This window comes from Vaginisenegalia massiliensis, from assembly GCF_900604935.1.
Classification (GTDB): domain Bacteria; phylum Bacillota; class Bacilli; order Lactobacillales; family Aerococcaceae; genus Vaginisenegalia; species Vaginisenegalia massiliensis.
Genome location: NZ_UWPC01000001.1, coordinates 31,788 through 57,295 on the forward strand (window position 1 = coordinate 31,788; position 25,508 = coordinate 57,295).

The following is a 25,508-nucleotide window of genomic DNA, read 5'->3' on the forward strand; positions in this document are numbered from 1 at the left end:
AGAAAAGGGGATATTAATATGACAAAAATTATTGGTATTGACTTAGGTACAACAAACTCTGCAGTAGCTGTCCTTGAAGGTGGCGAAGCTAAAATTATTCCTAACCCAGAAGGAAACCGTACAACTCCATCGGTTGTTGCCTTTAAAAATGGCGAAATCCAAGTAGGTGAAGTAGCTAAACGTCAAGCTGTTACAAATCCAAATACGGTATCATCTATTAAACGTTACATGGGTGAAAGCCATGTTGAATCGATGGATGGTAAAGATTATACACCTCAAGAAATTTCAGCCATGATTTTACAATACCTTAAAGGTTATGCTGAAGATTATTTAGGTGAAAAAGTTGAAAAAGCGGTTATTACTGTACCTGCATATTTCAATGATGCTCAACGTCAAGCAACTAAAGATGCTGGTAAAATTGCTGGTTTAGAAGTAGAACGGATTGTCAATGAACCAACAGCTGCTGCTTTAGCTTATGGTTTAGATAAGACTGATAAAGAAGAAAAAGTATTAGTTTTTGACTTAGGAGGCGGAACTTTCGACGTTTCAATTCTTGAATTAGGCGATGGTGTCTTTGATGTGTTATCAACTGCCGGTGATAACAACCTTGGTGGGGATGACTTTGATAAGAAAATCATGGATTACTTAGTTGAAGAATTTAAGAAAGAAAACAGTGTTGATTTATCAAAAGATAAGATGGCTGTTCAACGTCTTAAAGATGCGGCTGAAAAAGCTAAAAAAGACCTATCTGGCGTGTCTTCAACACAAATCTCATTGCCATTTATTACAGCTTCTGCTGATGGTCCATTACACTTAGAAATGACTTTAACACGTGCTAAATTTGAAGAATTAACTCACGATTTAGTTGAACGGACTAAAGCTCCAGTGCGTCAAGCCTTAAAAGACGCTGGTTTATCACAAAGTGAAATCGATGAAGTTATCCTAGTAGGGGGTTCTACTCGTATTCCTGCTGTTGTGGAAGCCGTTCGTAAAGAAACTGGAAAAGAACCTAATAAATCTGTTAACCCTGATGAAGTAGTTGCAATGGGAGCTGCTATTCAAGGTGGTGTTATTTCAGGTGACGTGAAAGATATCGTTTTATTAGACGTAACACCTTTATCATTAGGTATTGAAACAATGGGTGGTGTCTTCACTAAATTAATCGATCGTAACACAACTATCCCAACCAGCAAATCACAAGTCTTCTCAACAGCTGCAGATAACCAACCTGCTGTAGATGTTCACGTACTACAAGGTGAACGTCAAATGGCGGCAGACAATAAAACTCTAGGACGCTTCCAATTAACGGATATTCCACCAGCACCACGTGGAATTCCACAAATTGAAGTAACTTTCGACATTGATAAGAATGGTATTGTTAATGTTCGTGCGAAAGACCTTGGTACTCAAAAAGAACAAACTATTACCATTAAATCTTCAACTGGTTTATCTGATGAAGAAATCGAACGTATGGTTAAAGATGCTGAAGCGAACGCTGAAGCAGACAAAAAACGTCGTGAAGAAGTAGATTTACGCAACGAAGTTGATCAATTAATCTTCGCAACTGATAAAACTTTAGCTGAATTAAAAGATAAAGTGTCTGAAGATGAAGTTAAAAAAGCTGAAGCAGCTCGTGATGAATTGAAAGCGGCTGTTGAAGCAAATGACTTAGAAGCAATGAAAACTAAACGGGATGCCTTGAATGAAGTAGTTCAAGCTCTAACGGTTAAATTATATGAACAAGCTGCCGCTCAAGCACAAGCTCAACAAGACAATACAGCAACTAGCGATGCGAAACCAGCTGACCAAGACGGTGTTGTAGATGCTGACTTTGAAGAAGTAGACGAATAAGATATTTATTAAGATGGGGTAAAGCCAAGGCCCAGCCTTGGCTTTTAACCTTGATAGAGAAAATACTTTGGAAAAGGAGGTAGACTATGGCAGATAAACGTGATTATTATGAAGTACTCGGCGTTTCTAGGGACGCCTCGGATGCTGAGATTAAACGAGCTTATCGTAAGCTATCTAAACAATATCACCCGGATATTAATAAAGAAGCTGATGCAGAAGTCAAATTTAAAGAGATTTCTGAGGCTTATGAGGTTTTAAGTGATAGCCAAAAACGGGCTGCTTACGATCAGTATGGACATGCTGCCACTGATCCAAACTTTGGTGCTGGCTTTGGTGGCGGATTTGGCGGTTTTGGTGGCTTTAGCGGTGGCGCTGGCGGATTTGGTGGTTTCGAAGATATTTTTGATACATTCTTTGGAGGTGCGGGTGGACAAAGTCGACGTCCAAATGCTCCTCGTCGAGGAAACGACCTTCAATATCGAGTTACGTTAACATTTGAAGAAGCGATATTTGGTAAGGAAACGACTGTAAGCTACATGCGTAATGAAGAATGCCATACCTGCCATGGAACAGGTGCTAAGGAAGGAACCCATCCAGAAACTTGCCATAAATGTCATGGAACCGGACATATTCAAGTTGAACGTAATACACCATTTGGACGTGTCATGACTCAAGCAACCTGTGATGTATGTCACGGAACCGGACAAGAAATTAAAGAAAAATGTTCAACTTGTCATGGCTCTGGTATTGAATCCAAACAACATAAAGTTAAAGTGACCATTCCTCCAGGGGTAGAAGATGGCCAACAAATGCGGTTAAGTGATCAAGGCGAAGCAGGTTCTAACGGAGGACCTTATGGTGACTTGTATGTTATATTCCAAGTGGAACCGAGTGATATTTTTGAACGTGAAGGGACAGAGATTTTCTATTCTTTACCTATTAGTTTTGCTCAAGCAGCACTTGGAGATGAAGTGGTTGTTCCAACGGTTCACGGTAATGTCAAGCTCAAAATTCCGGCGGGTACTCAAACAGGTACGCGTTTCCGTCTGAAAGGAAAAGGGGCTCCTTCTATTCGTGGTGGAATGAATGGCGATCAACACGTAGAAGTTACCCTAGTTACGCCTAAGAAACTGTCAGATCGTGAACGCGATCTCTTTAAGCAATTAGCTGCGGCTTCGGGACAGGAAGTAAAAGGCCATGAAAGTAAATTATTTGATAAAATGAAAGATTTATTTGATGGCAAATAGCTGAAGTATTATAAATATTGTATTGACCGAATAAATAAGCAAGTAATATGATTTACTTTTACTAAATTTAAGTGAAGTGGATTCCATCTTGTTTGTTTATTCGGTTTATTTTTTTATGAAAGGATGTCTAAATCCTCACATAAGGATAACTGACGCTCAACCAATAATATGGTACACTTTAATAAAGTGATAAGAAGAAAGTTGGCAGATTATGACATTTTTTCAAGAACATTTTTCTGAACATTTAGCTCTATGTGAATCAATCTTTAACGAGCCAGAACTAGGCTTTAAAGAATTTAAGACCAAAGCTAAAATTATGGATTTTATTAGAGATAAGGATCCCCATCTCCATATCGAAGAATTTTCGACTACTGGTTTACGAATTTGTTTAGATAATCAAGCAGACCGGACCATGGGCTTAATCGCAGAAATGGATGCACTCATTAATCCTAGTCACTTAGTAGCTGACAAAGAAACAGGAGCTGCTCATGCTTGTGGCCACTATAGTCAAGTGGCTGTAATATTAGCCGTTTTGGCTTATTTATTAGAAGATCAACATTATCAGCAATATAATATGAATTTTTGCATTTTATTCGTTCCCGCAGAAGAATTCGTGGATTTAACTTGGCGTCAGCAAATGATAGAAGAAGGAAAGTTAACTCATCTAGCTGGCAAACCCGAGTTGATGAAATTAGGGGCCTTTGATGGTGTTGATTTTGCTTTAGCCATTCATTCTATTGGTGAAGAAGAAGGGGAAACAATTGAAGTCAATTGTGATTTAGCTGGTTTTCTATATAAGAATTATCATTTCGAAGGTCAAGCAAGCCATGCTGGTTGGGATCCTTTCACTGGTGTAAATGCCTATTCTATGTCGAACTTGTTTAATGTGGCTTTAGGGTTTGCTAGACAGCAAATTCGCGAAGATGCTTATGTTCGGATTAATCCCATAATTAGCCAGGGAAATTTCTCGACCAATGTTATACCTGACCGAGTGACCATTGGAACTGATCTTCGAACGAATGATCTAGATTATATGAATATATTAAGCAAACGGTTGGATGAAATGGCCAAAGCTAGTGCTTCGGCATTAGGTGGACAGGTGATCCTAGAAACACAGATGGGTTATTTACCTTTTGTTCAAGATCGTTATTTAAATTCATTTGTTAAGACATGTTTTGAAAGCAATCTTGATATTAAACGCCTGATTGAAGACCGGGGGACGATTGCTGCAGCAGGAGATATAGGTGACTTATCTTACATGATGCCATGTATCCAAGTTTCATACGGCGGATTTAGCGGACGAATTCATGGTCAAGATTTTAAAATGGTCAATCCTCATTTTGTGTTGGAGACCTTTCCCTCTTTCCTAATTGATGTGATTGGGTTATTTAGTCAGAAAGTAGAACGCAATCATCTCTATCACCGTTCTTATTTAGACTACCAGACTTTTATTAATCAAATAGCTCTTTAAGCAAAAAAAGCAGTCCTTTTGGACTGTTTTTCTTTAATTTACTAGGCGATAAGCTATTATTTTGATAATATAAAGAGTGAGTCTGTCTGGCTGTCTAAGCCAGCGTAAGAGGAAGTGAAAAATAATGTTTAATCTTGAAGATTTAAAGAAACGACAAAAACAAATTCGCAATTTTTCAATTATTGCACATATTGACCATGGTAAATCAACCTTAGCTGACCGGATTCTTCAACAAACGGAGACTGTGGCTGATCGAGAAATGCAAGATCAATTACTTGATTCGATGGATTTAGAGCGTGAACGCGGAATTACGATTAAATTAAATGCAGTTGAGCTAACCTATTTAGCTAAGGATGGCCAAGAATATATATTCCATCTAATTGATACGCCTGGGCACGTCGATTTTACTTATGAAGTTTCAAGGTCATTAGCGGCATGCGAGGGAGCTTTATTAGTTGTGGACGCGGCTCAAGGTATTGAAGCTCAGACTTTAGCCAATGTTTATTTAGCTTTAGATAATGACCTTGAAATACTGCCAGTCATTAATAAAATTGATTTACCGGCAGCTGATCCTGAAAAAGTTCAACATGAGATTGAAGAAGTCATTGGGATAGATGCAAGCGAAGCGGTTTTTGCCTCGGCAAAAAGCGGCATCGGGGTACCAGAAATTCTTGAACAAATCGTTGCTAAGGTACCGCAACCGAGTGGCGATCTTGAAGCCCCACTTCAAGCCTTAATTTTTGACTCATTCTACGATTCTTACCGGGGAGTGGTCTTAAATATTCGGGTAGTCAATGGGATTGTTAAGCCAGGGGATCGCATTCGTTTAATGTCTAATGGCAAAGAATTCGATGTTGTAGAAGTAGGAGTCTTTTCACCTAAACCTTTAAAACGTGATTATTTGATGGTCGGTGATGTGGGCTATATTTCGGCAGCGATTAAAACTATTCAAGATACCCGGGTCGGTGATACGATTACTCTAGCTAATCAACCCGCTAGTCAAGCTTTGGAAGGTTATCGTAAATTAAATCCGATGGTCTACTGTGGTCTCTATCCTGTTGAGTCGAATGACTATAATGACTTACGTGAGGCCTTAGAGAAGTTACAACTGAATGATGCTGCCTTACAGTTTGAACCAGAGACATCGCAAGCCCTAGGCTTTGGTTTCCGTACCGGCTTCTTGGGTTTATTACATATGGATGTTGTTCAAGAAAGACTGGAACGAGAGTTTAATATTGATCTAATTACGACGGCTCCTTCAGTTATTTACAAAGTGATTCAGACTAATGGGGAAGAAGTTATCGTTGATAATCCTTCAGCAATGCCAGAGAATACTAAAGTTGATAAAATTTTAGAACCTTATGTTAAAGCTTCTATTATGGTTCCTAATGAATTTGTTGGGGCGGTAATGGATATTGGTCAACGTAAGCGGGGCAATTTTATTACGATGGATTATTTAGATGATTATCGGGTAAATGTTATCTATGAATTGCCTTTGTCCGAAATCATTTATGATTTCTTTGACAAGCTAAAATCGAACACTAAAGGCTATGCATCCTTAGATTACGAGCTAATTGGTTACAAACAATCTAATCTTGTCAAAATGGACATTTTGTTGAACAATGATTTGATTGATGCCTTTTCAATGATTGTTCACAAAGACTTCGCTTATAATCGGGGCCGCGATTTAGTTGAAAAATTAAAAATGATTATTCCTCGCCAACTGTTTGAAGTTCCCGTGCAAGCAGCGGTCGGGCAGAAAATTATTGCAAGATCCACTATCAAAGCTTTACGTAAAGATGTTACGGCTAAACTTTATGGTGGGGATGTTTCTCGCCGTAAAAAATTATTAGAGAAACAAAAAGAAGGTAAGAAACGAATGAAACAAGTCGGTTCGGTTGAAGTTCCACAAGAAGCCTTTATGGCCATTCTTCAAATGGACGAAGAATAAGAAAAGTGCAAAAATCAGCTCTTTCTCGCATTTAATGAGAAAGAGCTGATTTTGTTATAGATATTGTACTTTTCCTTTAAAATCGGCTAGTGTTTGGTATCCGTAGGTTGCCATTTCATCTTTTAATTCTTGAATGAGGCGTTCAAATACTTGGGGTCCTTTTTGATGGAGAAGAGTACCGACTTGTACCATACTAGCACCACAAAGTATATGTTCGAATACATCGCGTCCACAGGTTACTCCACCTGTGCCGATAATTTGAATTTCAGGTTTTAGTCGTTGATAAAAGGCATGGACATTGGCAAGAGCCCAAGGTTTTATACAAGGGCCGCCGATACCACCAAAGCCTTGTTTTGGGGCAATCATCATCGATAGATCATCAATCATAATTCCGTTGCCTAAACTATTAATCGAGTTAATAAAAGTTAGCGGATATTGATTGAGGATTGATGCCATTTGGTCAAAATGAGCTTGATCAAAATAGGGTGGTAATTTTACACCTAATTTTCCCTGATATAAGTCAAAGACTTGGTCTAAGATTCTCTGAGTTTGATCAAAATCATAAGCAATTTGAGCTTTTCCTGGAATATTAGGACAGGATAAGTTTAATTCAACAAAACCTTTAAAATCGTGTTGTTTAATTTTGCTAAAAAGAGTTGGCGTATCATCAGCATTCATCGGACTAATGGATAAAAAGCGTTGTTCTTGATGTGGATCATTAGTTAATAAATCTAAGTAATAATCGAGTCCTAGATTTGGTAAACCCATCGAGTTAATACTATTTAGACCAACATCGCGGTAGCGAGGCTCTGGATTACCTGGGCGGCTTTGAAGGGTTGCTGTTTTGGTTACAAAAGTAGCGGCTTGAGACGCCACTATTTGTTCTAATTCTTCTTTGGTCATACAGTAGACGCCGGCAGCATTCATTAGACAATTGTCAAACGTTATATCGGCTATTTGAGTTTTAATGAACATGGGGACCTCCTTTAGCTTGCCAAACTATTTGACCATCCACTAGGGTATATAGGGTAGGACCGTAAACTGGCCACTGATCAAATGGTGTATTATTAGATTTTGAAAGAAAATCGGCTTTATTAATAGTATAGCTTTGGTCTAGATCAAAGACGGCTAGATCAGCCGGGTATCCTTCTTTGATTTGACCAACCGGTAAGTTAAAAAGACTAGCTGGTTTAGTTGCCATCCATTGGATGACTTGTTCAAGAGTAAAAATATGTTGTTTAACAAAATGGGTATAGATGAGTTGAAAGGCTGTTTCGCTACCGACTATGCCAAAAGGAGCTTTTAAAAATCCTTGAGCTTTTTCATCTGCTGCGTGAGGGGCATGGTCTGTTGCAATCATATCTAGGGTTCCATCTAGTAAGCCTTCAATTAAGGCTTGGCGATCCATTTCTGATCGTAATGGCGGGTTCATCTTCCACATGGCATCATCAGATAGAATATCCTCTTCACTTAATAATAAATGATGAGGTGTCACCTCAGCGGTAACATGGATGCCAGCTTTTTTAGCATCACGAATAACTCTAACGCTTTCTTTGGTAGATACATGGCAAACATGATAGTGGACACCCGTAGCTTCAGCTAACAGTAAATCTCGAGCGATTTGGCTAGCTTCTGTAATTGATAAAATCCCAGGTAAGCCAAGTTCTTGGGCTTTATGTCCCGCATGCATCACGCCTCCAAAGAGGAGAGAGTTATCCTCTGTATGAGCTACTAAAGCCATATTTTGATCAGCAGCGGCTTGCATAGCTAAATACATGGTACCAGCAGTTTGAACACCGACTCCATCATTAGTAAAAGCAAAAGCACCTTGCTCTTTAAGTCCAGCAAAATCTACTAAGATATCTGATTTTAAATTTTCGCTAATACATGCATATTGGTGAACTTTAACAACGGCGTCTTTTTTTATTATCTCTTGAATTGAAGCTAGTTTTGCTGGATTATCTGGACAAGGATTAAGATTTGGCATGGCACAAATACTCGTAAAGCCACCATGAGCTGCTGCTAACGATCCGGTAGCAATGGTTTCTTTGTGGCAAGCACCAGGTTCTCTTAAATGAACGTGGACATCGACTAGACCGGGACTTACGAAATGGCCTTCGACATCAAGAACTTGGTCATTATTGTCGGGTTCAATAACAGATTGGATTTGTTTGATAAAACCATCTTCAATTAGAATATCGCATCTTTTTAACTCATTGTCCCGTTCAATAATTTGAGCATTTTTAATAACTAATCGCATTATTTTTTTTCCCTTCCACAATAGCATCTAAAATCGCCATACGCATAAAGACTCCGTTTTGCATTTGAGTAACAATGCGAGACTGAGGACATTCTACTAATTCGTCTGCTAATTCGACATTGCGATTTACTGGAGCTGGATGCATAATAATCGCTTGTGGTTTCATTTTATTTGCCCGCTCAATATTTAAGCCATAGGCGTTGTGGTAAAGGTCTTGACTCATCATCGATTTTACATCGTGTCGTTCGGATTGAACGCGAAGTAACATCATCACGTCAACTTGATCAATAATAGAGTCAATTGATACATATTGACCATAAGCGTTGAATTCAGCTTCATCGTACCAGATATTTGGTCCACAAAAATAGAGTTCAGCACCAAGACGTTTAAGCATTTGCATATTTGATTTTGCAACGCGTGAGTGGATGAGGTCACCAGCAATGGCGATTTTTAAACCGTCAAAATGACCAAATTCTTCATAGATTGTCATTAAATCAAGTAGGCATTGGGTAGGGTGTTGGCCACTACCATCACCGCCGTTAATGATAGAGCATTTGATAGAGTTAGAAGCAATTAATTCTTCATAGTAGCCAACTTGGCTATGGCGAATTACGGCAATATCTACACCGATTGCATCCATTGTTAGAACAGTATCATACAAGGTTTCCCCTTTATTTACCGAGCTATGTTCAACGGCGAAATCAATGACTTGCATACCTAATTTCTTTTCGGCCATTTCAAAACTACGATGGGTCCGGGTACTATTTTCAAAAAATAAGTTAGTCGCATAGTAAGTCCGATCGGCTTGCCAGCTTTGACCACATTTAAAGGCTTGAGCTTGTTTGATTAAAGCAAGGACTTGAGCATCGGTTAAACTTTCGACACTGGTAAGGTGTGAAAGAGCAAGTTTTTTGGTCGCTGGAATTAAAGTTGGCATATTTTTTCCTCCTAATGATTGTTCACTGACAATATTTATTAGACTTAGAAAAAAAGAAAGAGACCAATCCGTGGACTGATCTCATTAATCGGCAAATTATTTAAGGAAAAATCATATTGAGTCTCTCGTACTCATAATGATTTTGGCTTGCATAGTTTACTTTCATGTTTCACAGAACACGTTTAAAATAGACTACTTCTTATTTTCACGCTCATTATAGCGATAAGACAAGTCAACTGTCAAGTGAAAGTTAGAGCAAATATTTTTTCTTGCATTTATCTCGAATTAGAGATAATATAGATGGATCATAGAAAGGAGATTAACAATGTATCCATATCAATCAGCCATTCGTTTATCAATGATTCAATTAGGGGTGGAAAACCTCGACTTTATGACTCGCTTCTATACTGAACAATTAGGATTTTCCGTATTATATGAAAATAATAATCAGGTTAATCTAGGAATCGAAGGTCAAAAAGAAACTATGATTCAACTAGTTAATCAAGAAGGTGCTCAGCGAAAACAAGTCGCTGGTCTTTATCATATTGCGGTTTTACTGCCGTCAAGAAAAGATTTAGCTGATTGCCTCTTGCATTTTATTAATAAAAAAGTGCCCTTAATTGGCGCTTCAGACCACGGCTATAGTGAGGCTATTTATTTAGAGGATCCCGAAGGGAATGGAATAGAAATTTATGCTGATCGACTTCAATCAAAATGGGATAAGCGGCCAGATGGGCAAATTATTGGCGTGACTGAAGCCTTGGATTTAGAAGGACTTCTTGCTTTTGCTAGCCTTAAAAAAGAAAAGCATATCAACTTCCTGAAAAGACTATCTTAGGCCATCTTCACTTAAGTGTCATTGATGTAAGACAGAGTTCCCAATTTTATCAAGATATTTTAGATTTTGGTAATAAGATGACTATTCCTACTGCTGCTTGGATAGCTTCGGGTGATTATCATCATCATTTGGCTGTGAATCAATGGCAACCAGGATTAAAAACTCGAGAAATCAATGATGGTTTAGGGCTATTGCGTTATCAAATGGTGACCAATGATTCAACCTATTTCAAAGAAACACTGGCTAAAGTAAGTGGACAGTCTTACCTATTAACAGCAACTGATCGAATAATCACGATCTGTGACCCAAATGGTATTGTTTTTGATTTGATCTTAAATGAAGCAGATTAAGTACTATCATTATCAAATTAGCCTCTAAAAATACAATTGTTAACTGGTCTGTCTTTTGGAGGTATTTTCATTTTTTAAGATAGAATAATGACGTAAATGTATATATATGATCGTTTAGATTTTAGCATTCAAGGATTTTTAAAAAGAATTTAATCCTCAATCGTCTATTTATGATAGAGACAGTCATTAATGAAATGAATTGAGGAAATATAAATGTCATTTAAACAAATGCTACATTTGAAATCAAAATGGTGGATGTCAATCATAATAGCAGCGATTTATTTAGTTTTGCTGATAGCTAGTTTATCTTCTAGTATCTTGGCTAATGATCCTAAGGAACCAATTAAGAATGCGGATAACAGTTTAGACCTTTATCAAGTTGAAAAAGCATCGCCAATTAAGCTTGAAGCTATTGCGATACCAGCAAAGGAACAAGTTTATCATTGGTCTTCTGCAAAAGGTCAGGTGGGGCAAGTATTCGTTAAAGTAGGGGATGAAGTTGAAAAGGGACAGGAATTATTTTCTTATCAACAGAATCAACTTAATTACGATATTGAAGATTGTCAACGCCAGCAAACGCAATTATATAATTTACGTGAAAATTATATAGAACTTCTTAGTGAACTCACTCAAGCCAATTACAACTATCGGGGAGATCGGTTGGTCAAGTCAGCAAAAAATGGATCCAATCAAACAAAAATTGAAGCCATGATTGATTATATTGATTTAAAGCATTGGCAAGCTAGTCAGGAACAAAAGCTTCCTTCCGAAGCTTCGTCGAACAGTCAATCAACAAAGGATAGAAATAGCAAGGTTATGTTAGCGGACGAAGTAGCGTTACAAAATGAAATTCGCAAAATTAATCATCAAATAGAGGATGTTGAAATTAATCCTCAACGACTCCAATCCCAATATATACCAACAGAAAAAGCGCCATTTTCAGGGGAAATAAGGGGAGATTTGGTAAACCAATCACCTAACGGACAAGATGTCATCTTTCGTCTAGTCTCCAACCAGCAGAGTTGCGTGCAGGGGCAAGTATCAGAATATACTTACCCATTAATAAAATCGAGTCAAAGCTTAAAAGTAAATATTTTAGTTGAAAATCGTACAGTCGATGGTCGACTTTTTCAAATAACTCCAGTCCTTTCAAATAACAAGAATGGACAAGTATCTTCATCTTTTGAGGAAAGAGAGTATCAATCCAATCAAGTTAGGGCCGGTCAATTTCAATATGAAATTGCTGTGGAAGGATATATTCAACCAGGTTATTCAGTCGAGGTCGAGTTAGATGATTTGGCCTATAAAATACCCGAATCATCCATTTATATAAATGGTAACCAGTTATTCTTATGGATTTATCAAGATGGCAAATATCTCTGTCGTAAGGTTAAAGGACAAAGACAAGAAGACCATTGGCTTATTTATCAGGGTATAAAGGAAGGAGATCGTGTTGTCCTTCATCCTAAAGAGCTAAATGTAAAAACTAAGGCAGATATTAAACGTAAAGGTAGGTAACTTTAGTTTAAGAATAAAAGATGATTTAAAAGATTAGACTTTGACAAAAAATTTTATGAAATGACACAGGGGATGTTATACTTAATTCAGAAAAATAACTAGAGGTGAAAAATGGATAAAGTATTTAATCGCTCCCTTGTTAAAAAAAGCATAAAAAATGAAATGAGAAAAAATGCCATCGGGTATGCTCGGGCAAGTTTTTTGGTTGGGTTAGTCGCTTGTCTTTCGTTGAGTCTAGTATTGGTTCCCCCTTTAAAACAAGAGCTTATATTTGGAATAAATTTAGATTTTCTTTCTGACTGGGTCGTTTTTTTCTTGGGAATTCTAACCTTTCCATTAGTATTTTTAGGTATTAAATGTATTGATCAGCCAGAAACTAATCAGACTTTGGATTATAAGGATGGTCTAACGTGGATTGAAAATACTTCTGATTTCATTGACTTAGTTGCCATGTCTGTCTTATATTTCCTTTTTGTAACTTTATGGACGATTTTGTTAGTTATTCCAGGACTGATTAAAGCATTGTCTTATTCACAAGCTTTGCCCTTATATTTTGATGCTAAGAAGGCTAAGCAGCCCATCAGTTATTTACAAGCCTTTAAAATTAGTACACAGTTAATGAAAGGCAATAAGACCCAATTATTAGTCTTATTTTTAAGTTTTATTGGCTATGGTATTTTATTTGTATTTGTATGGGGAATAGGTGATGATTTATGGCAAGGGGATTCAGTTAACAAGCCGTTTGGCATATTATTGCTTATTATTGCCCAAGGGCTAGAGTGGTGGTTAACCCTCTATCAAAATTTAACTTTAGGAGCCTTTTATCGATATTTAGTGCCAAAGATAGATCAAAGCCGAGAAAAAGTAGATTCCTATGTCAAACAAAATGTTGAAAATAGCGTGAAAAAAGAATCAATTGAGAACTATACGTTTAAATAAGATTCAAATAAATAAGATACAAAAAAGACGTCATTCAAGTGAATGACGTCTTTTTGTATCAGTTATTCTGATTAGAATAATTTACTTACAGCTTCTTTAACTTTAGCATCATCAGCTAAGTAAGGGATGGTAATATGGTCAGAACCCTTACGCATCTTGTTATATTCGATAGATGTTTCAATAGCGTTTTCGTTACGAGCCCAGTTACGACGAGCAACACCGCCCATTGTGTCCCAAGCAATTGCTGATTTGATAATTTCATCAGTTTCTTTAGTACCATCAAGCACTAAACCGAAACCACCGTTGATAGATTTACCAATACCAACACCACCACCGTTGTGAAGAGCGATCAAGCTCATACCACGAGCTGCGTTACCTGCGTAACATTGTGTAGCCATATCAGCCGTTACGTTTGAACCATCTTTGATGTTTGAAGTTTCACGGAATGGAGAGTCAGTACCAGATACGTCATGGTGGTCACGACCAATCATAACAGGTCCAATTTTGCCTTCACGAACTAATTCGTTGAATTTAAGGGCAATGTTTACACGACCCATTGCATCTTGATATAAGATACGAGCTTCAGTACCAACAACCATTTTGTTTTCTTCAGCGTCGCGAATCCAGTTGTAGTTGTCACGGTCTTGATAACGACGAGTAGGGTCGATAACTTCCATAGCAGCATGGTCTGTCGTTACTAAGTCTTCGTGTTTACCACTTAAGCAAACCCAACGGAATGGACCATAACCGAAGTCAAATAACATAGGTCCCATGATATCTTCAACATATGAAGGCCAGATGAAGCCGTCTTTATCGTCAACACCATTCTTAGAAATTTCTTTGATACCAGAGTCATAGATAGCTTTCATGAATGAGTTACCATAGTCGAAGAAGTAAGTACCTTTTTCGGTTAATTTCTTAATGGCATTGAAGTGACGTTCTAAGGTTTCATCAACTAATTTTTCAAATTTAGTTTGATCTTCAGCTAATAAACGAGTTCTTTCTTCAAATGTGATGCCAGCAGGGCAGTAACCACCATTGTATACGTTGTGGCAAGAAGTTTGGTCAGAAAGAAGGTCAACATGAATATCGTTTTCGTTGATATATTCTAATAAGTCAACGATATTACCATGGTAAGCAATTGAAGTAGATTCTTTCTTATCTAAATATTCTTTAGCAGCTTTCATGGTTTCTTCAGGAGTTTCAGTAACCATTTGGATCCAGCCTTGTTCTAAACGAGTATCGATACGAGAACGGTCAACTTCAGCTACTACTGCAACAGCTTTAGCAATTTCACCAGCTTTACCTTGAGCACCACTCATGCCTCCTAAACCAGAAGAGATGAATAATTTACCAGTTAAATCACCATCGTCAGCGATACCAAGTTTCAAGCGTCCAGCATTTAATAATGTATTGAATGTTCCGTGAACGATACCTTGAGGTCCGATATACATCCAACCACCAGCTGTCATTTGACCATAGTTCGTTACACCCATTTGTTCAGCGATTTCCCAGTCTTTCATGTTGTCGTAAACGCCAACTAAAAGACCATTTGTAATGATAACACGAGGTGCATCTTTCTTAGATTTGAATAAACCAACTGGGTGACCAGATTCAACAACTAATGTTTGTTCGTCAGTCATTTCTTCTAAATATTTCTTAATTAAACGATATTGCATCCAGTTAGAACAAACTTGACCTGTTTCTCCATAAGTTACTAATTCATATGGATATAAAGCGACTGCAAAGTCTAAGTTGTTATCAATCATAACTTGCATAGCTTTGGCAGCTACACATTTACCTTTATATTCTTCGATTGGTTTACCGTGTAGGTTACCAGCAGGGCGGAAACGATATCCATAAATACGTCCGCGAGTTTTTAATTCTTCTAAGAATTCAGGAATCATTTGATCATGGAATTCTTCTGGGATATAACGCAAAGCGTTCTTCAAAGCGATTTCGGTTTGCGCTTGGGATAAACGGAAGCCACGGTTTGGAGCGCGACGGATTCCTTCTTCAAAAGCAGGCATTTCTGGCAAGACAGCATCAAGTTTGATGGTCATTGCATCAGCAACATTAAATTGTTTCATGATATTCCTCCTAAAATTTAAATTGGCGAATCTTTATTCGTTGGGCTCAGTGTAAACGTTAACAGTCAACTAAGTGTCAATCAAAAAATTTTCTTTGAAAACCCTTGCGTCAAAAACATAATTGAGAGATTTGACTAAAATTTGACACATGGTGCTTACTATTAATTTACAGTTAATAGGACTGAATAAGGAGGAAACAAAATGACAGCAGATAAAATTTTAGTTCACTTTAGTCAACTTTTTAATCCTAATGATAAGGGACGTGCTCTTCAAGGAAAAGAAATGAATGAAGCGACCATTATTGAAGATGCATATATCGCAATTAAAGATGGTAAAATTTTGACCATTGGTTCTGGCCAACCAGAAGCTAGTCTAATTGATGATTCAACTGAAGTAATTGACTACACAGGAAAATTTGCTTGTCCAGGTCTAATTGATTGTCACACTCACTTAGTCTACGGTGGAAGCCGCGAGCATGAATTTGCTAAAAAGTTGAATGGTGTTTCTTATTTAGATATTTTGAGAGAAGGCGGCGGTATTTTAAGTACGGTTCGTGCAACTCGCAAATCAGATTTTGATACCTTATATAAGAAATCAGATCGCTTATTGGATTATATGTTAAGCCATGGGGTTACGACTGTAGAAGCTAAAAGCGGGTACGGTCTAGATTGGGAAACTGAATTAAAACAACTTGAGGTAGTTAAGAAACTGAATGAAGATTCTAAAGTTGATTTAGTTTCAACATTTATGGCTGCTCATGCTGTTCCACCAGAATATAAAGGCCGTTCAAAAGAATATTTAGATTTAATTATCAATGAAATGCTACCTAAAGTTAAAGAAGCCGATTTAGCTGAATTTTGTGATATTTTCTGCGAAACAGGCGTCTTCACAGCTGAAGAATCTGAATATTTATTGTCAGCAGCTAAAGAATTAGGCTTTAAGTTACGTATTCATGCTGATGAAATCGACTCTATCGGTGGTGTTAATGTAGCAGCTAAATTACATACTACAAGTGCTGAGCACCTTATGAAAGCAACTGACGAAGGTATCAAATTAATGAGCGAAAATGGTGTTATTGGTAACTTACTTCCAGCTACTACTTTCAGTTTAATGGAAGATACCTATGCGCCAGCTAAAAAAATGTTAGAAAACAATATGGCTATTACTTTATCAACGGATAGTAACCCAGGTTCTTGTCCAACTGCAAATATTCAATTTGTTATGCAATTAGGTTGCTACATGTACCACTTAACACCGATTGAAGTGTATAATGCTGTAACGATCAATGCGGCATATTCTGTAGATCGAGCTAACGAAATTGGTAGCTTTGATGAAGGAAAACGGGCTGATATTGCAATCTTCGACGCACCAAACTTAGATCACACCATTTACTTCTTTGCTACTAATTTAATCTCTGATGTTTATAAAGATGGACAATGTGTCATCAAAGATAAACAAGCGGTTTAATATTTATTTAATTTGCTATTTCAATTGAGCAAGTTTATGAAAATAAACTTTGCGACCATTGCGCTGCTTTAAAGAAAATACAACTTGGCTATATATACGATAAGATAAGGAATACTGGGCCTTTTCTAATCTATGAGTCAAGTTGTATTTTTTTGCATTATGTTTTACTTTAAATTTTGAAGAAAATAGTATTTTTAAAAGCCCTTACTTTAAGGTACAATAGAACTATTAAGTGAGGTGTTAGCGTTATGGATACAGTATATTTTCGTTTATTTGGCAATCCTCAAGTATTTCTAAATAATGAGCCAGTTTTATTTTCTTTTTCTAAAATTAATGCCTTATTATATTATCTAGTCATTAATCAGACTGTCTCGCGTGATGAGATAGCTGGACTCTTATGGCCAAATAAATCAGAGCAAAGTGCAAAGAAGAACTTGCGAAATACGATTTATCAAGCGAATAAAGCGTTAAATGATGAGTATATTATCTCGCCAAATAATCAAATATTAACTATGAATAAAGAACTTGAAATTCATTGTGATGTTGACGCTTTTTTGAATCAACCGATTGAACATTTAGATTTATACACGGGTGAATTTTTAAAAGGGTTTTATTTAAAGGATTCCGAAAATTTTGATATTTGGATTGTAAAAATGCGAAGTTTTTATGAACAAAAATTTGTGGAAGAGTGTTATCGCAAAATCCAAGAAGATATAAAACTTAAGCATTTGAATGAAGTAGAGAAGAACATACGTCGCTTGATTTCAATCGATGAATTTGACGAACGTAATTACCAGTTGTTAATGAAATATTACCAAGATCATAATCGTAATGGTAAGGTCATTGAAACTTATCAAGAACTAGTAAACTTATTAAAGAAGGAACTAGGGATTGCACCAAGTAAAGAGACCAAAGCAATCTATGATGAGACAATTAAACAAGTGAATCAAGCACACTTGAATTATAGCAAGAACGCGGTTTCATTCTGGGGGCGCAATAAAGAAATCGGCGTGATTGAAAGCCAATTAGCGGTTTATTTTGAAGGACAAGCCTTTAAATCCATTTTCTTGAAAGGACCTATGGGGGTAGGCAAGTCAGCTCTACTAGACCGAGTCTTAGAGCATTTACCTAATGATGTTGTCTTGATTTCATATATGTGTCAACAAGTAGAAGCTAATCAATCTTTACAAGCTTTTAAAGTCATCTTGTCAAAATTAATGGATCATATCGGACCAAATGAAGATACATTCACGAAAATTCTAAGTCAACTGGGTGATGCTGATCCATCAAGCTCCTTGTTTATCGCTTTTATGGAAATTGTCAAATCAAATCCACAACTGAAAATCATTATGCGAATTGATGATAGTCAATGGTTAGATCCTGATAGTTTGATACTACTCAATCAACTTGTATTGCACCGTGAAAGTTTACCTATTTTCTTCTTTATCAGTGCTAATACAGAATTTAATAGTAGTTTAGAGGACTTGATTGCAAACGGAGTCTATAAACATCATTTATTAACCTTAGATTTGGGTCCTCTATCATTTGAAGAAACGGGTCATTTTTTAGAAAGACAACTTCCAGAGATTCGTTTATCAAAAAGTGAAGTTGATTTTATTTACCACCATTCAAAAGGACACTTGTTCTTTTTAACGGAATATGTGTATTTATTAAAAATGAACATGAAATTAGAATCCTTGACTGACAAAATGAAGCAATATTGTCGCGTGCAGTTAGCATATTTGACGCCGTTAGCTAAAGAATTGATGACCATGGTGTCTTATTTTAAAGAATTTGCTCCAACGCCTTTGCTTTGTCAGCTGCTCAATCGCGATTCGATGGAAGTGGCCCAGGCCATTGACTTATTAATTGAACGACATTTATTACACGAAATGACCCTACAGGACGAAGTAGGCTTAGCCTTCAACTATGATATTATTAAGGAATATATTTATGATGAACAGTCTGCTTCAAAGAAACGAATTATTCATGCACGGATTGCTGAATTTATGATTCACCAACTTGTTAATAAGACCAATAAAACTTTGGCTTTATCAAGAATTGCTTACCATTTTGATCAAGCTAAAGAACCTCTTAAGGCCTTAGATTACGAATTGTCTTACTTACAGAATTATCTGCGCTTTCAACATGATTTATTTCCTATTTATAGTTCAGATTATCATCACTTGGAAAACCTGAATCATAGTAAGCAAAAAATGATTCGTGTAAAATTTGAACATATAAAAGGTCAAATCAATACGCTTAAAGAAACGCATGAATTTGACCCAAATTATCAGCAATTGATCTTGAAATATTTGTATTTAGAAGGTCGTTATTATATTCGCTATAATCAGTATGATCGGGGAATTCAAAATATTCAAACTGTCATTACGAAATCAAAAGACAGTCATGATCAAGAATTTTTGCTTAGAGCATACCGACAAATGATTTACTATTGTATTCAGACAGACAATGAAGTTGAGATGGCCAAATATCTTGAATTAGCAATGAAAGTAGCTATTGAAACAAATAATCATGATTCGATTGGGATACTATTACGTTTGAAGGGCTTGTACAGCTTAATGATAGGGCAGTATGAAGCGGCCAAAAAGGATTTAGTGAACTCCATCATGACCTTTACGATTACTAATGAACTTGAGACTAAGTATGCAATCAATATTGCAGCCTCATACGATTATTTGGCTGAAATTGAAATGAATCAAGGAAACTATGAAATGGCATTAAAACAGCAGGAACAAGCACTCGCTTATTGTGAGGCAACTGGGGTTGAATCGAGTTTGGTTGTCTTTTATGTTGATATGGGTGTGGTCCAGTTTGCAAATCAAGAATATCAATTGGCTAAGGACTATTTCAATAAAAGTGCCGAACTATATTCTCACTTAACTTCAAATTGGAAGAAAGCTCAACTCGAAGCTTATATGGCTGTTATAAATATGCAAGAATCTAAATTTGAAGAGGTTGAACGCTTCTTAGTAGACGCAAAGAAAGAGATAGTTACAGATACAAATCCGCGGGATATTGGCATGTTGTATTGGGCCTTTAGTTTGATCAAGAGAAGACGAAGTTTATCAAATATAGAGTTACCTCTGATTGATGCTTTATTAGATCAACCATTGGCTTATTATGAAGAAGAGGCATTACGTCACTTGAATCCATATAGGGATCAGTTTGAACGCACACTATTAATTGAAAATCAATATGCATAATGTATTAGGCACTAGATAAAAGTGCCTAATTTGCTTTTATATGAGAAAATAATTAAAATACGCTTTTTAAAATTTAATTTTGATTAGTTTTTTTGTGAACAAAGTATCTAATAAGAGTCAAATTTTACAAAACAAATCGAATTTTTAAAAGACTAAAAACCAAGATCTAAAGCTAAATAAAATTTTGTGGTGAATTCGCCTTCAAAGTTAACTTTCGCATAAGAACAATAAAAACGGGATACTAATAGAATGCGTTTTCATAACAGGTATTGAGTTATCTTAGATAATCAACAAGATGAAATGATGAGAAATCAGTCAAATTTTCGTCAAATAATTCCAATAATTAACGACAAAGCTAAATATTATGAACTTAATTATTAGAAAATATATTGATATTATTGCTTTGAAATACTGTTTTAACAGGGTTTGACACAATTATTTACTAATGATATTCTTTAGTCACTGAAAACGTTATCAGCTATTTGCATGATAATGAACTTCAAGTTTTAAAATTTTGAAAGGACGATGTAGAATGGCAAAATTAGTAGAATGTATTCCTAATTTCTCTGAAGGTACTAACCAAGAGGTTATTGAAGGCTTAGTGAAAGTTGCAAAAAGTGTTCCTGGCGTAACATTATTAGACTATTCATCTGATGCAAGTCATAACCGTAGCGTCTTCACTTTAGTTGGGGATGAAGAAAACATCCAAGAAGTAGCTTTCCAATTAGTTAAATTTGCTTCTGAAAATATCGATATGACTAAACACAAAGGTGAACACCCACGTATGGGTGCTACAGACGTAGTTCCATTTGTACCAGTTAAAGATATCACTGCTAAAGAATGTGTTGAAATTTCAAAAAAAGTTGCAAAACGTATCAATGATGAATTACAAATTCCAATCTTCTTATATGAAGATTCAGCTTCAACACCTGCTCGTGTGAACTTAGCTAAAGTTCGTAAAGGTCAATTCGAAGGTATGCCTGAAAAATTATTAGAAGAAGATTGGGCTCCAGATTTCGGTGAACGTAAAATCCATCCAACTGCAGGTGTTACAGCTGTCGGCGCTCGGATGCCTTTAGTAGCCTTCAACATCAACTTAGATACTGATGATATTGAAATTGCTAACAAGATTGCAAAAATGGTTCGTGGATCTTCAGGTGGTTACAAATATTGTAAAGCAATCGGCGTTATGTTAGAAGATCGCAACATTGCACAAGTATCTATGAACATGGTTAACTTCGAAAAAACTCCTTTATACCGTGTAGTTGAAACAGTTCGCTTTGAAGCAGCACGCTATGGCGTTAATATTATCGAAACTGAATTAATTGGTCTCTGCCCAGCTAAAGCTTTAATCGATGCAGCTGAATGGTACTTACAAATTGCTGATTTAGATTACGGCAAACAAGTATTAGAAAATCACTTATTGAGCTAAGGAGTGGCAAAATGAAATTAGTTGAATTAACTGTAAAAGACTTTATGACAACTTTAGGCTCTGATGAGCCAGCTCCTGGTGGCGGTTCTGCTTCAGCTTTAGCAGCTGCTCAAGGAATTTCTCTTACTAAAATGGTTGCTGAATTAACTGTTGGTAAAAAGAAATATGCTGAATTCGAAGAAGAAATGAAACAAGTATTAAGTGAATCAACTAAATTACAAAGTGAATTAGTTGAAGCTATTGATAAAGATACTGAGTCATTTAACGAAGTTGCAGCTGTTTTTGAAATGCCAAAAGAAACAGATGAAGAAAAAGCAGCTCGTCGTGAAGCTATGCAAAAAGCGTTAAAGATTGCTGCTAAAACTCCATATGAAGTTATGGAAGTAATTTATAAAGCTCTTGAAGTTACTCACAAAGCTATCGGTAAATCAAATACTAATGCAGCTAGTGATTTAGGTGTTGCAGCTTTAGATTTGAAAGCAGCTTTGCAAGGATCATGGTTAAATGTATTAATCAATTTAGCTGGTATCAAAGATGAAATTTTTGTTGAAGAATATAAAGCATCTGGTCAAGAAATCCTTGATAAAGGTTGCAAATTAGCCGATGAAATTTACCAAGAAATCTTAAAATCTTTATAGGATAAAGTAAGAAAGAAAAGGTGGAAATTATAACATGGAAATTTTAACAGATATCGAAATCGCTTCACGCGTAGAGATGAAACCAATCGTTGAAGTTGCAAAAAAAGTGGGTATCGAAGAAGACAGCCTTTCTTTATATGGTAAATATAAAGCTAAAGTTGACATGAACACCATGAAAAAAGCAACTGATAAAGAAGATGGTAAGTTAATTTTAGTAACCGCTATTACTCCAACACCAGCTGGTGAAGGTAAAACAACAACTTCAGTTGGTTTAGCTGACGGTTTATCATACTTAGGCAAAAAAGCAGCGATTGCTTTACGTGAACCTTCTTTAGGACCTGTATTTGGGGTTAAAGGTGGAGCTGCAGGTGGCGGTTATGCTCAAGTTGTACCAATGGAAGATATTAATTTACACTTCACAGGTGATTTCCATGCGATTGGTGCAGCAAACAACTTGATGGCAGCATTAATTGATAACCATATTCACCATGGAAATGAATTGGGAATCGATGCTCGTAACATTACATGGAAACGTGTAGTAGATATGAACGATCGTCAATTACGTCATATCGTAAACGGTTTACAAGGCCGCACAAATGGTGTTCCTCGTGAAGATGGTTATGATATCACAGTTGCTTCAGAAATCATGGCCGTATTGTGCTTGGCTAATGACATGATCGACCTTAAAGAAAAATTAGGTAAAATGATCGTGGCTTATAACTATCAAGGACAACCTGTAACAGCAGCACAATTGAAAGCACAAGGTGCTTTAGCTGCTTTATTAAAAGATGCTATCCATCCTAACATGGTTCAAACTTTAGAAGGTACACCTGCATTCATCCACGGCGGACCATTCGCAAACATTGCTCACGGTTGTAACTCAGTTATTGCAACTAAATTAGCATTAAAACATGCTGATTATGTAGTAACTGAAGGTGGATTCGGTGCTGACTTAGGTGCTGAAAAATTCATCGATATTAAATGCCGTTTATCTGGTTTACGTCCATCAGCTGTTGTATTAGTAGCAACTATTCGTGCGCTTAAGATGCATGGTGGTGTTGATAAGAAAGAATTAGCTGGTGAAAATGTTGAAGCTGTACTTAAAGGACTTCCAAACTTAGACAAACACATCCAAAACATTCAAGAAGTTTACGGATTACCAGTTGTAGTCGCTATCAATAAATTCCCACTTGATACCGAAGCTGAATTAAAAGCAGTTGAAGAAGCTTGCCAAAAACGTAATGTAGAAGTTGTTCTTTCCGACGTTTGGGCAAACGGTGGTAAAGGTGGTAAAGACTTAGCTGAGAAAGTTATCGAATTGGCAGAAAAAGAAAATAACTTCAAATTCGTATACGATGAAGAAGATTCTATCCAAGAAAAATTAGATAAGATCGTTCAAAAAGTATACGGCGGACGTAAAGCTGTTCTTGAAGGTAAAGCTAAGAAACAAATGAAAGAATTAACTGAGTTAGGTTTTGCTTCTTATCCAATTTGTATGGCTAAGACTCAATACTCATTCTCAGATGATCCTAAAAAATTAGGTGCTCCAAAAGACTTCGATATTACTATCCGTAATCTAAAAGTTTCGGCTGGTGCTGGATTTATCGTTGCTTTAACAGGTGATGTAATGACTATGCCTGGTCTTCCAAAAGCGCCTGCATCTGAAAAAATTGATGTGGATGCTGAAGGAAACATTACTGGTTTATTCTAATTAAGTTATTTCGTTGAGAGTCAGAAGGGCCCTCTGACTCTCAATATTATGAAATAAAAATGCAATCAATAGGTGTGATGACAAGTTGATTGCAGGTTTTAGATTATTGTGAATTCACTGCAGATTTATATTATCTATTGCTATATTTTTAATTATTAAATGATTATTCATTTACAAATATGAGTCGACAAGAATACCCTTGTTGTCGGCAGGAGGAAAAAATATGGAAACATCAAACAATTCACAAATTAATGACGTTCAAATTTCTGAAGATGCTAAATTCTCGTTTGGCCAAGCGGTTTTATATGGAATTAATGCCGTTATCGGTTCAGGTATTTTCTTAGTCCAAACTGGCTTGTATAAAGATCTAGGACCAGCTTCTTTGTTAGCCATGGTAGGGGTAATGGTCTTAGTATTTATGTTAGCACTTTGCTTTGCTGAAGTAGCAGGTTACTTCGACAAAAATGGAGGCGCTTACCAATATTCTAAAGCGGCTTTTGGAGACTTTGTTGGTTTTAACGTTGGTTTATTAGGTTGGTTTGTAACAACTGTAGCATGGGGAGCAATGGCAGCAGGTCTTGCCCGTTTAATTACAATTCAAATCCCTTCATTAGCTCCATACCATATTGCGCTTAGTGTTGGTATCGTTATTTTACTTTCACTAATGAATGTGGCAGGTATTAAAACATCCAAAATCTTTACGGTTGTTGTTACTTGTGCGAAATTAATTCCTATCTTTGTCTTTGCTTTCTGTGCTTTATTCTTTATGAAACACGGTATTGATGCAGGACACTTTAGCCCATTCTTACAATTGAATCCTGATATGACATTAGGACAAGCTTTATCTAGTACAGCTGTAACAATTTTCTATGCTTTCATCGGTTTCGAAACATTACCAATTGTTGCTGGTGAAATGCGTGATGCTAAACGTAATGTACCAAAAGCTATCATTAGTTCTATCTCTATCGTATCTGTTCTTTACATCATTATTACTGCTGGTGCAATTGCTATGTTAGGTCAAGGCATCTTACAAACAGACGCACCAGTACAAGAAGCATTTAAAGAAATGGTAGGACCTATCGGATTTTCTATGATTAATATCGGTGCAATCATTTCTGTTGCTGGTTTAAATATGGGTGAATCAATCATGATCCCTCGTTATGGTGCTGCGATTGCGGATGAAGGTCAAGTTCCAGCTATCATTGGTAAGAAAAATGCTAAAGGGGCACCAATCGTGTCTATCGCAATTTCAGCTGTTGTAACCATCATCTTATTATTCTCAGGCGAATTCGAAACACTTGCTACTTTATCTGTTGTCTTCCGTTTTGGTCAATACATTCCAGCAGCTTTAGCTGTACCGTTCTTACGTAAACGGACTGACATGCCAACTCAAACTTCATTCCATGTACCATTTGGTCCTTGGTTGATTCCATTACTAGCTGTTACTGTCAGCATTGTAATGTTGATCATGGCAGAAGGTAAAAATGTCATTTATCTATTAATTGGTATTGTTGTAGCTTCTATCCTATACTTCGTAATTAACCCAAGCCGTAAAAAAGCTTAATTTACTAACGTATGTTA

Annotated in this window: 18 protein-coding genes; 14 read left to right on the forward strand and 4 right to left on the reverse strand. The window is 36.5% G+C overall.

All coding sequences use genetic code 11. The features are described from left to right. Positions 1–18 precede the first annotated feature (18 nt). The 4 genes from dnaK to lepA all read left to right on the forward strand — a co-directional run bounded on the left by dnaK (position 19) and on the right by lepA (position 6,520). Positions 19–1,851 carry a molecular chaperone DnaK gene (gene dnaK, locus EIH20_RS00150; protein WP_124057327.1) on the forward strand — a complete coding sequence of 611 codons (1,833 nt, stop codon included), beginning with the start codon at positions 19–21 and terminating at the stop codon, positions 1,849–1,851. An 86-nt stretch (positions 1,852–1,937) separates the two neighbouring features. Beyond that, a complete protein-coding gene (gene dnaJ, locus EIH20_RS00155) occupies positions 1,938–3,098 on the forward strand; it encodes a molecular chaperone DnaJ (protein ID WP_124057328.1) in 1,161 nt (386 codons plus the stop codon). 211 nt (positions 3,099–3,309) lie between these two features. Continuing rightward, a complete protein-coding gene (locus tag EIH20_RS00160) occupies positions 3,310–4,569 on the forward strand; it encodes a M20/M25/M40 family metallo-hydrolase (protein ID WP_124057329.1) in 1,260 nt (419 codons plus the stop codon). Between the two features lie 124 nt (positions 4,570–4,693). Further along, positions 4,694–6,520: a translation elongation factor 4 gene (gene lepA, locus EIH20_RS00165; RefSeq protein ID WP_124057330.1), complete on the forward strand. Its 1,827-nt coding sequence runs from the start codon at positions 4,694–4,696 to the stop codon at positions 6,518–6,520. A 54-nt stretch (positions 6,521–6,574) separates the two neighbouring features. Here the strand turns inward: lepA and EIH20_RS00170 are convergent, their stop codons facing one another. From EIH20_RS00170 to EIH20_RS00180, 3 genes are read right to left on the reverse strand one after another with little or no spacing between them, the layout of a single operon-like run. Continuing rightward, positions 6,575–7,495, reverse strand: coding sequence for a dihydroorotate oxidase (locus EIH20_RS00170; protein ID WP_124057331.1), 921 nt, complete (start codon positions 7,493–7,495; stop codon positions 6,575–6,577). Further along, positions 7,485–8,780 (reverse strand): dihydroorotase, encoded by a 1,296-nt coding sequence (locus tag EIH20_RS00175; protein ID WP_124057332.1) that lies wholly within the window; start codon positions 8,778–8,780, stop codon positions 7,485–7,487. The genes EIH20_RS00170 and EIH20_RS00175 overlap by 11 nt, the downstream gene beginning before the upstream one ends. Continuing rightward, entirely contained in the window at positions 8,764–9,717 is a 954-nt protein-coding gene (locus EIH20_RS00180) for an aspartate carbamoyltransferase catalytic subunit (protein WP_124057333.1), read from the reverse strand. Before EIH20_RS00180 ends, EIH20_RS00175 begins: the two co-directional genes overlap by 17 nt. Before the next feature lie 325 nt (positions 9,718–10,042). On the opposite strand from EIH20_RS00180, the gene EIH20_RS00185 reads away from it, so the two are divergent. The 4 genes from EIH20_RS00185 to EIH20_RS00200 all read left to right on the forward strand — a co-directional run bounded on the left by EIH20_RS00185 (position 10,043) and on the right by EIH20_RS00200 (position 13,362). Further along, positions 10,043–10,555 (forward strand): VOC family protein, encoded by a 513-nt coding sequence (locus tag EIH20_RS00185; protein ID WP_124057334.1) that lies wholly within the window; start codon positions 10,043–10,045, stop codon positions 10,553–10,555. Positions 10,556–10,611: 56 nt separating this feature from the next. Beyond that, a complete protein-coding gene (locus EIH20_RS00190) occupies positions 10,612–10,905 on the forward strand; it encodes a VOC family protein (RefSeq protein ID WP_338133169.1) in 294 nt (97 codons plus the stop codon). A gap of 213 nt (positions 10,906–11,118) precedes the next feature. Next, positions 11,119–12,423 (forward strand): efflux RND transporter periplasmic adaptor subunit, encoded by a 1,305-nt coding sequence (locus EIH20_RS00195; protein ID WP_124057336.1) that lies wholly within the window; start codon positions 11,119–11,121, stop codon positions 12,421–12,423. Positions 12,424–12,534: 111 nt separating this feature from the next. After that, on the forward strand, positions 12,535–13,362 hold the full coding sequence (locus tag EIH20_RS00200) for a DUF975 family protein (RefSeq protein ID WP_124057337.1): 828 nt from the start codon (positions 12,535–12,537) through the stop codon (positions 13,360–13,362). Between the two features lie 71 nt (positions 13,363–13,433). Here EIH20_RS00200 and EIH20_RS00205 read toward each other — a convergent pair whose 3' ends face one another. Then, positions 13,434–15,452, reverse strand: a complete 2,019-nt coding sequence (locus EIH20_RS00205) for a urocanate hydratase (RefSeq protein ID WP_124057338.1) — start codon at positions 15,450–15,452, stop codon at positions 13,434–13,436. 201 nt (positions 15,453–15,653) lie between these two features. Between EIH20_RS00205 and hutI the strand changes: the two genes are divergently transcribed. The 6 genes from hutI to EIH20_RS00235 all read left to right on the forward strand — a co-directional run bounded on the left by hutI (position 15,654) and on the right by EIH20_RS00235 (position 25,491). Further along, positions 15,654–16,919, forward strand: a complete 1,266-nt coding sequence (gene hutI, locus EIH20_RS00210; protein WP_124057339.1) for an imidazolonepropionase — start codon at positions 15,654–15,656, stop codon at positions 16,917–16,919. 248 nt (positions 16,920–17,167) lie between these two features. Next, a complete protein-coding gene (locus EIH20_RS00215) occupies positions 17,168–20,146 on the forward strand; it encodes an AAA family ATPase (RefSeq protein ID WP_124057340.1) in 2,979 nt (992 codons plus the stop codon). Positions 20,147–20,678: 532 nt separating this feature from the next. After that, complete coding sequence (gene ftcD, locus EIH20_RS00220) at positions 20,679–21,578, forward strand: glutamate formimidoyltransferase (RefSeq protein ID WP_124057341.1); 900 nt, start codon at positions 20,679–20,681, stop codon at positions 21,576–21,578. An 11-nt stretch (positions 21,579–21,589) separates the two neighbouring features. Continuing rightward, positions 21,590–22,216 carry a cyclodeaminase/cyclohydrolase family protein gene (locus EIH20_RS00225; protein ID WP_124057342.1) on the forward strand — a complete coding sequence of 209 codons (627 nt, stop codon included), beginning with the start codon at positions 21,590–21,592 and terminating at the stop codon, positions 22,214–22,216. A 34-nt stretch (positions 22,217–22,250) separates the two neighbouring features. Beyond that, entirely contained in the window at positions 22,251–23,927 is a 1,677-nt protein-coding gene (locus tag EIH20_RS00230) for a formate--tetrahydrofolate ligase (RefSeq protein WP_124057343.1), read from the forward strand. Between the two features lie 223 nt (positions 23,928–24,150). Then, positions 24,151–25,491: an APC family permease gene (locus EIH20_RS00235; RefSeq protein ID WP_124057344.1), complete on the forward strand. Its 1,341-nt coding sequence runs from the start codon at positions 24,151–24,153 to the stop codon at positions 25,489–25,491. The last annotated feature ends 17 nt before the right edge of the window (positions 25,492–25,508 follow it).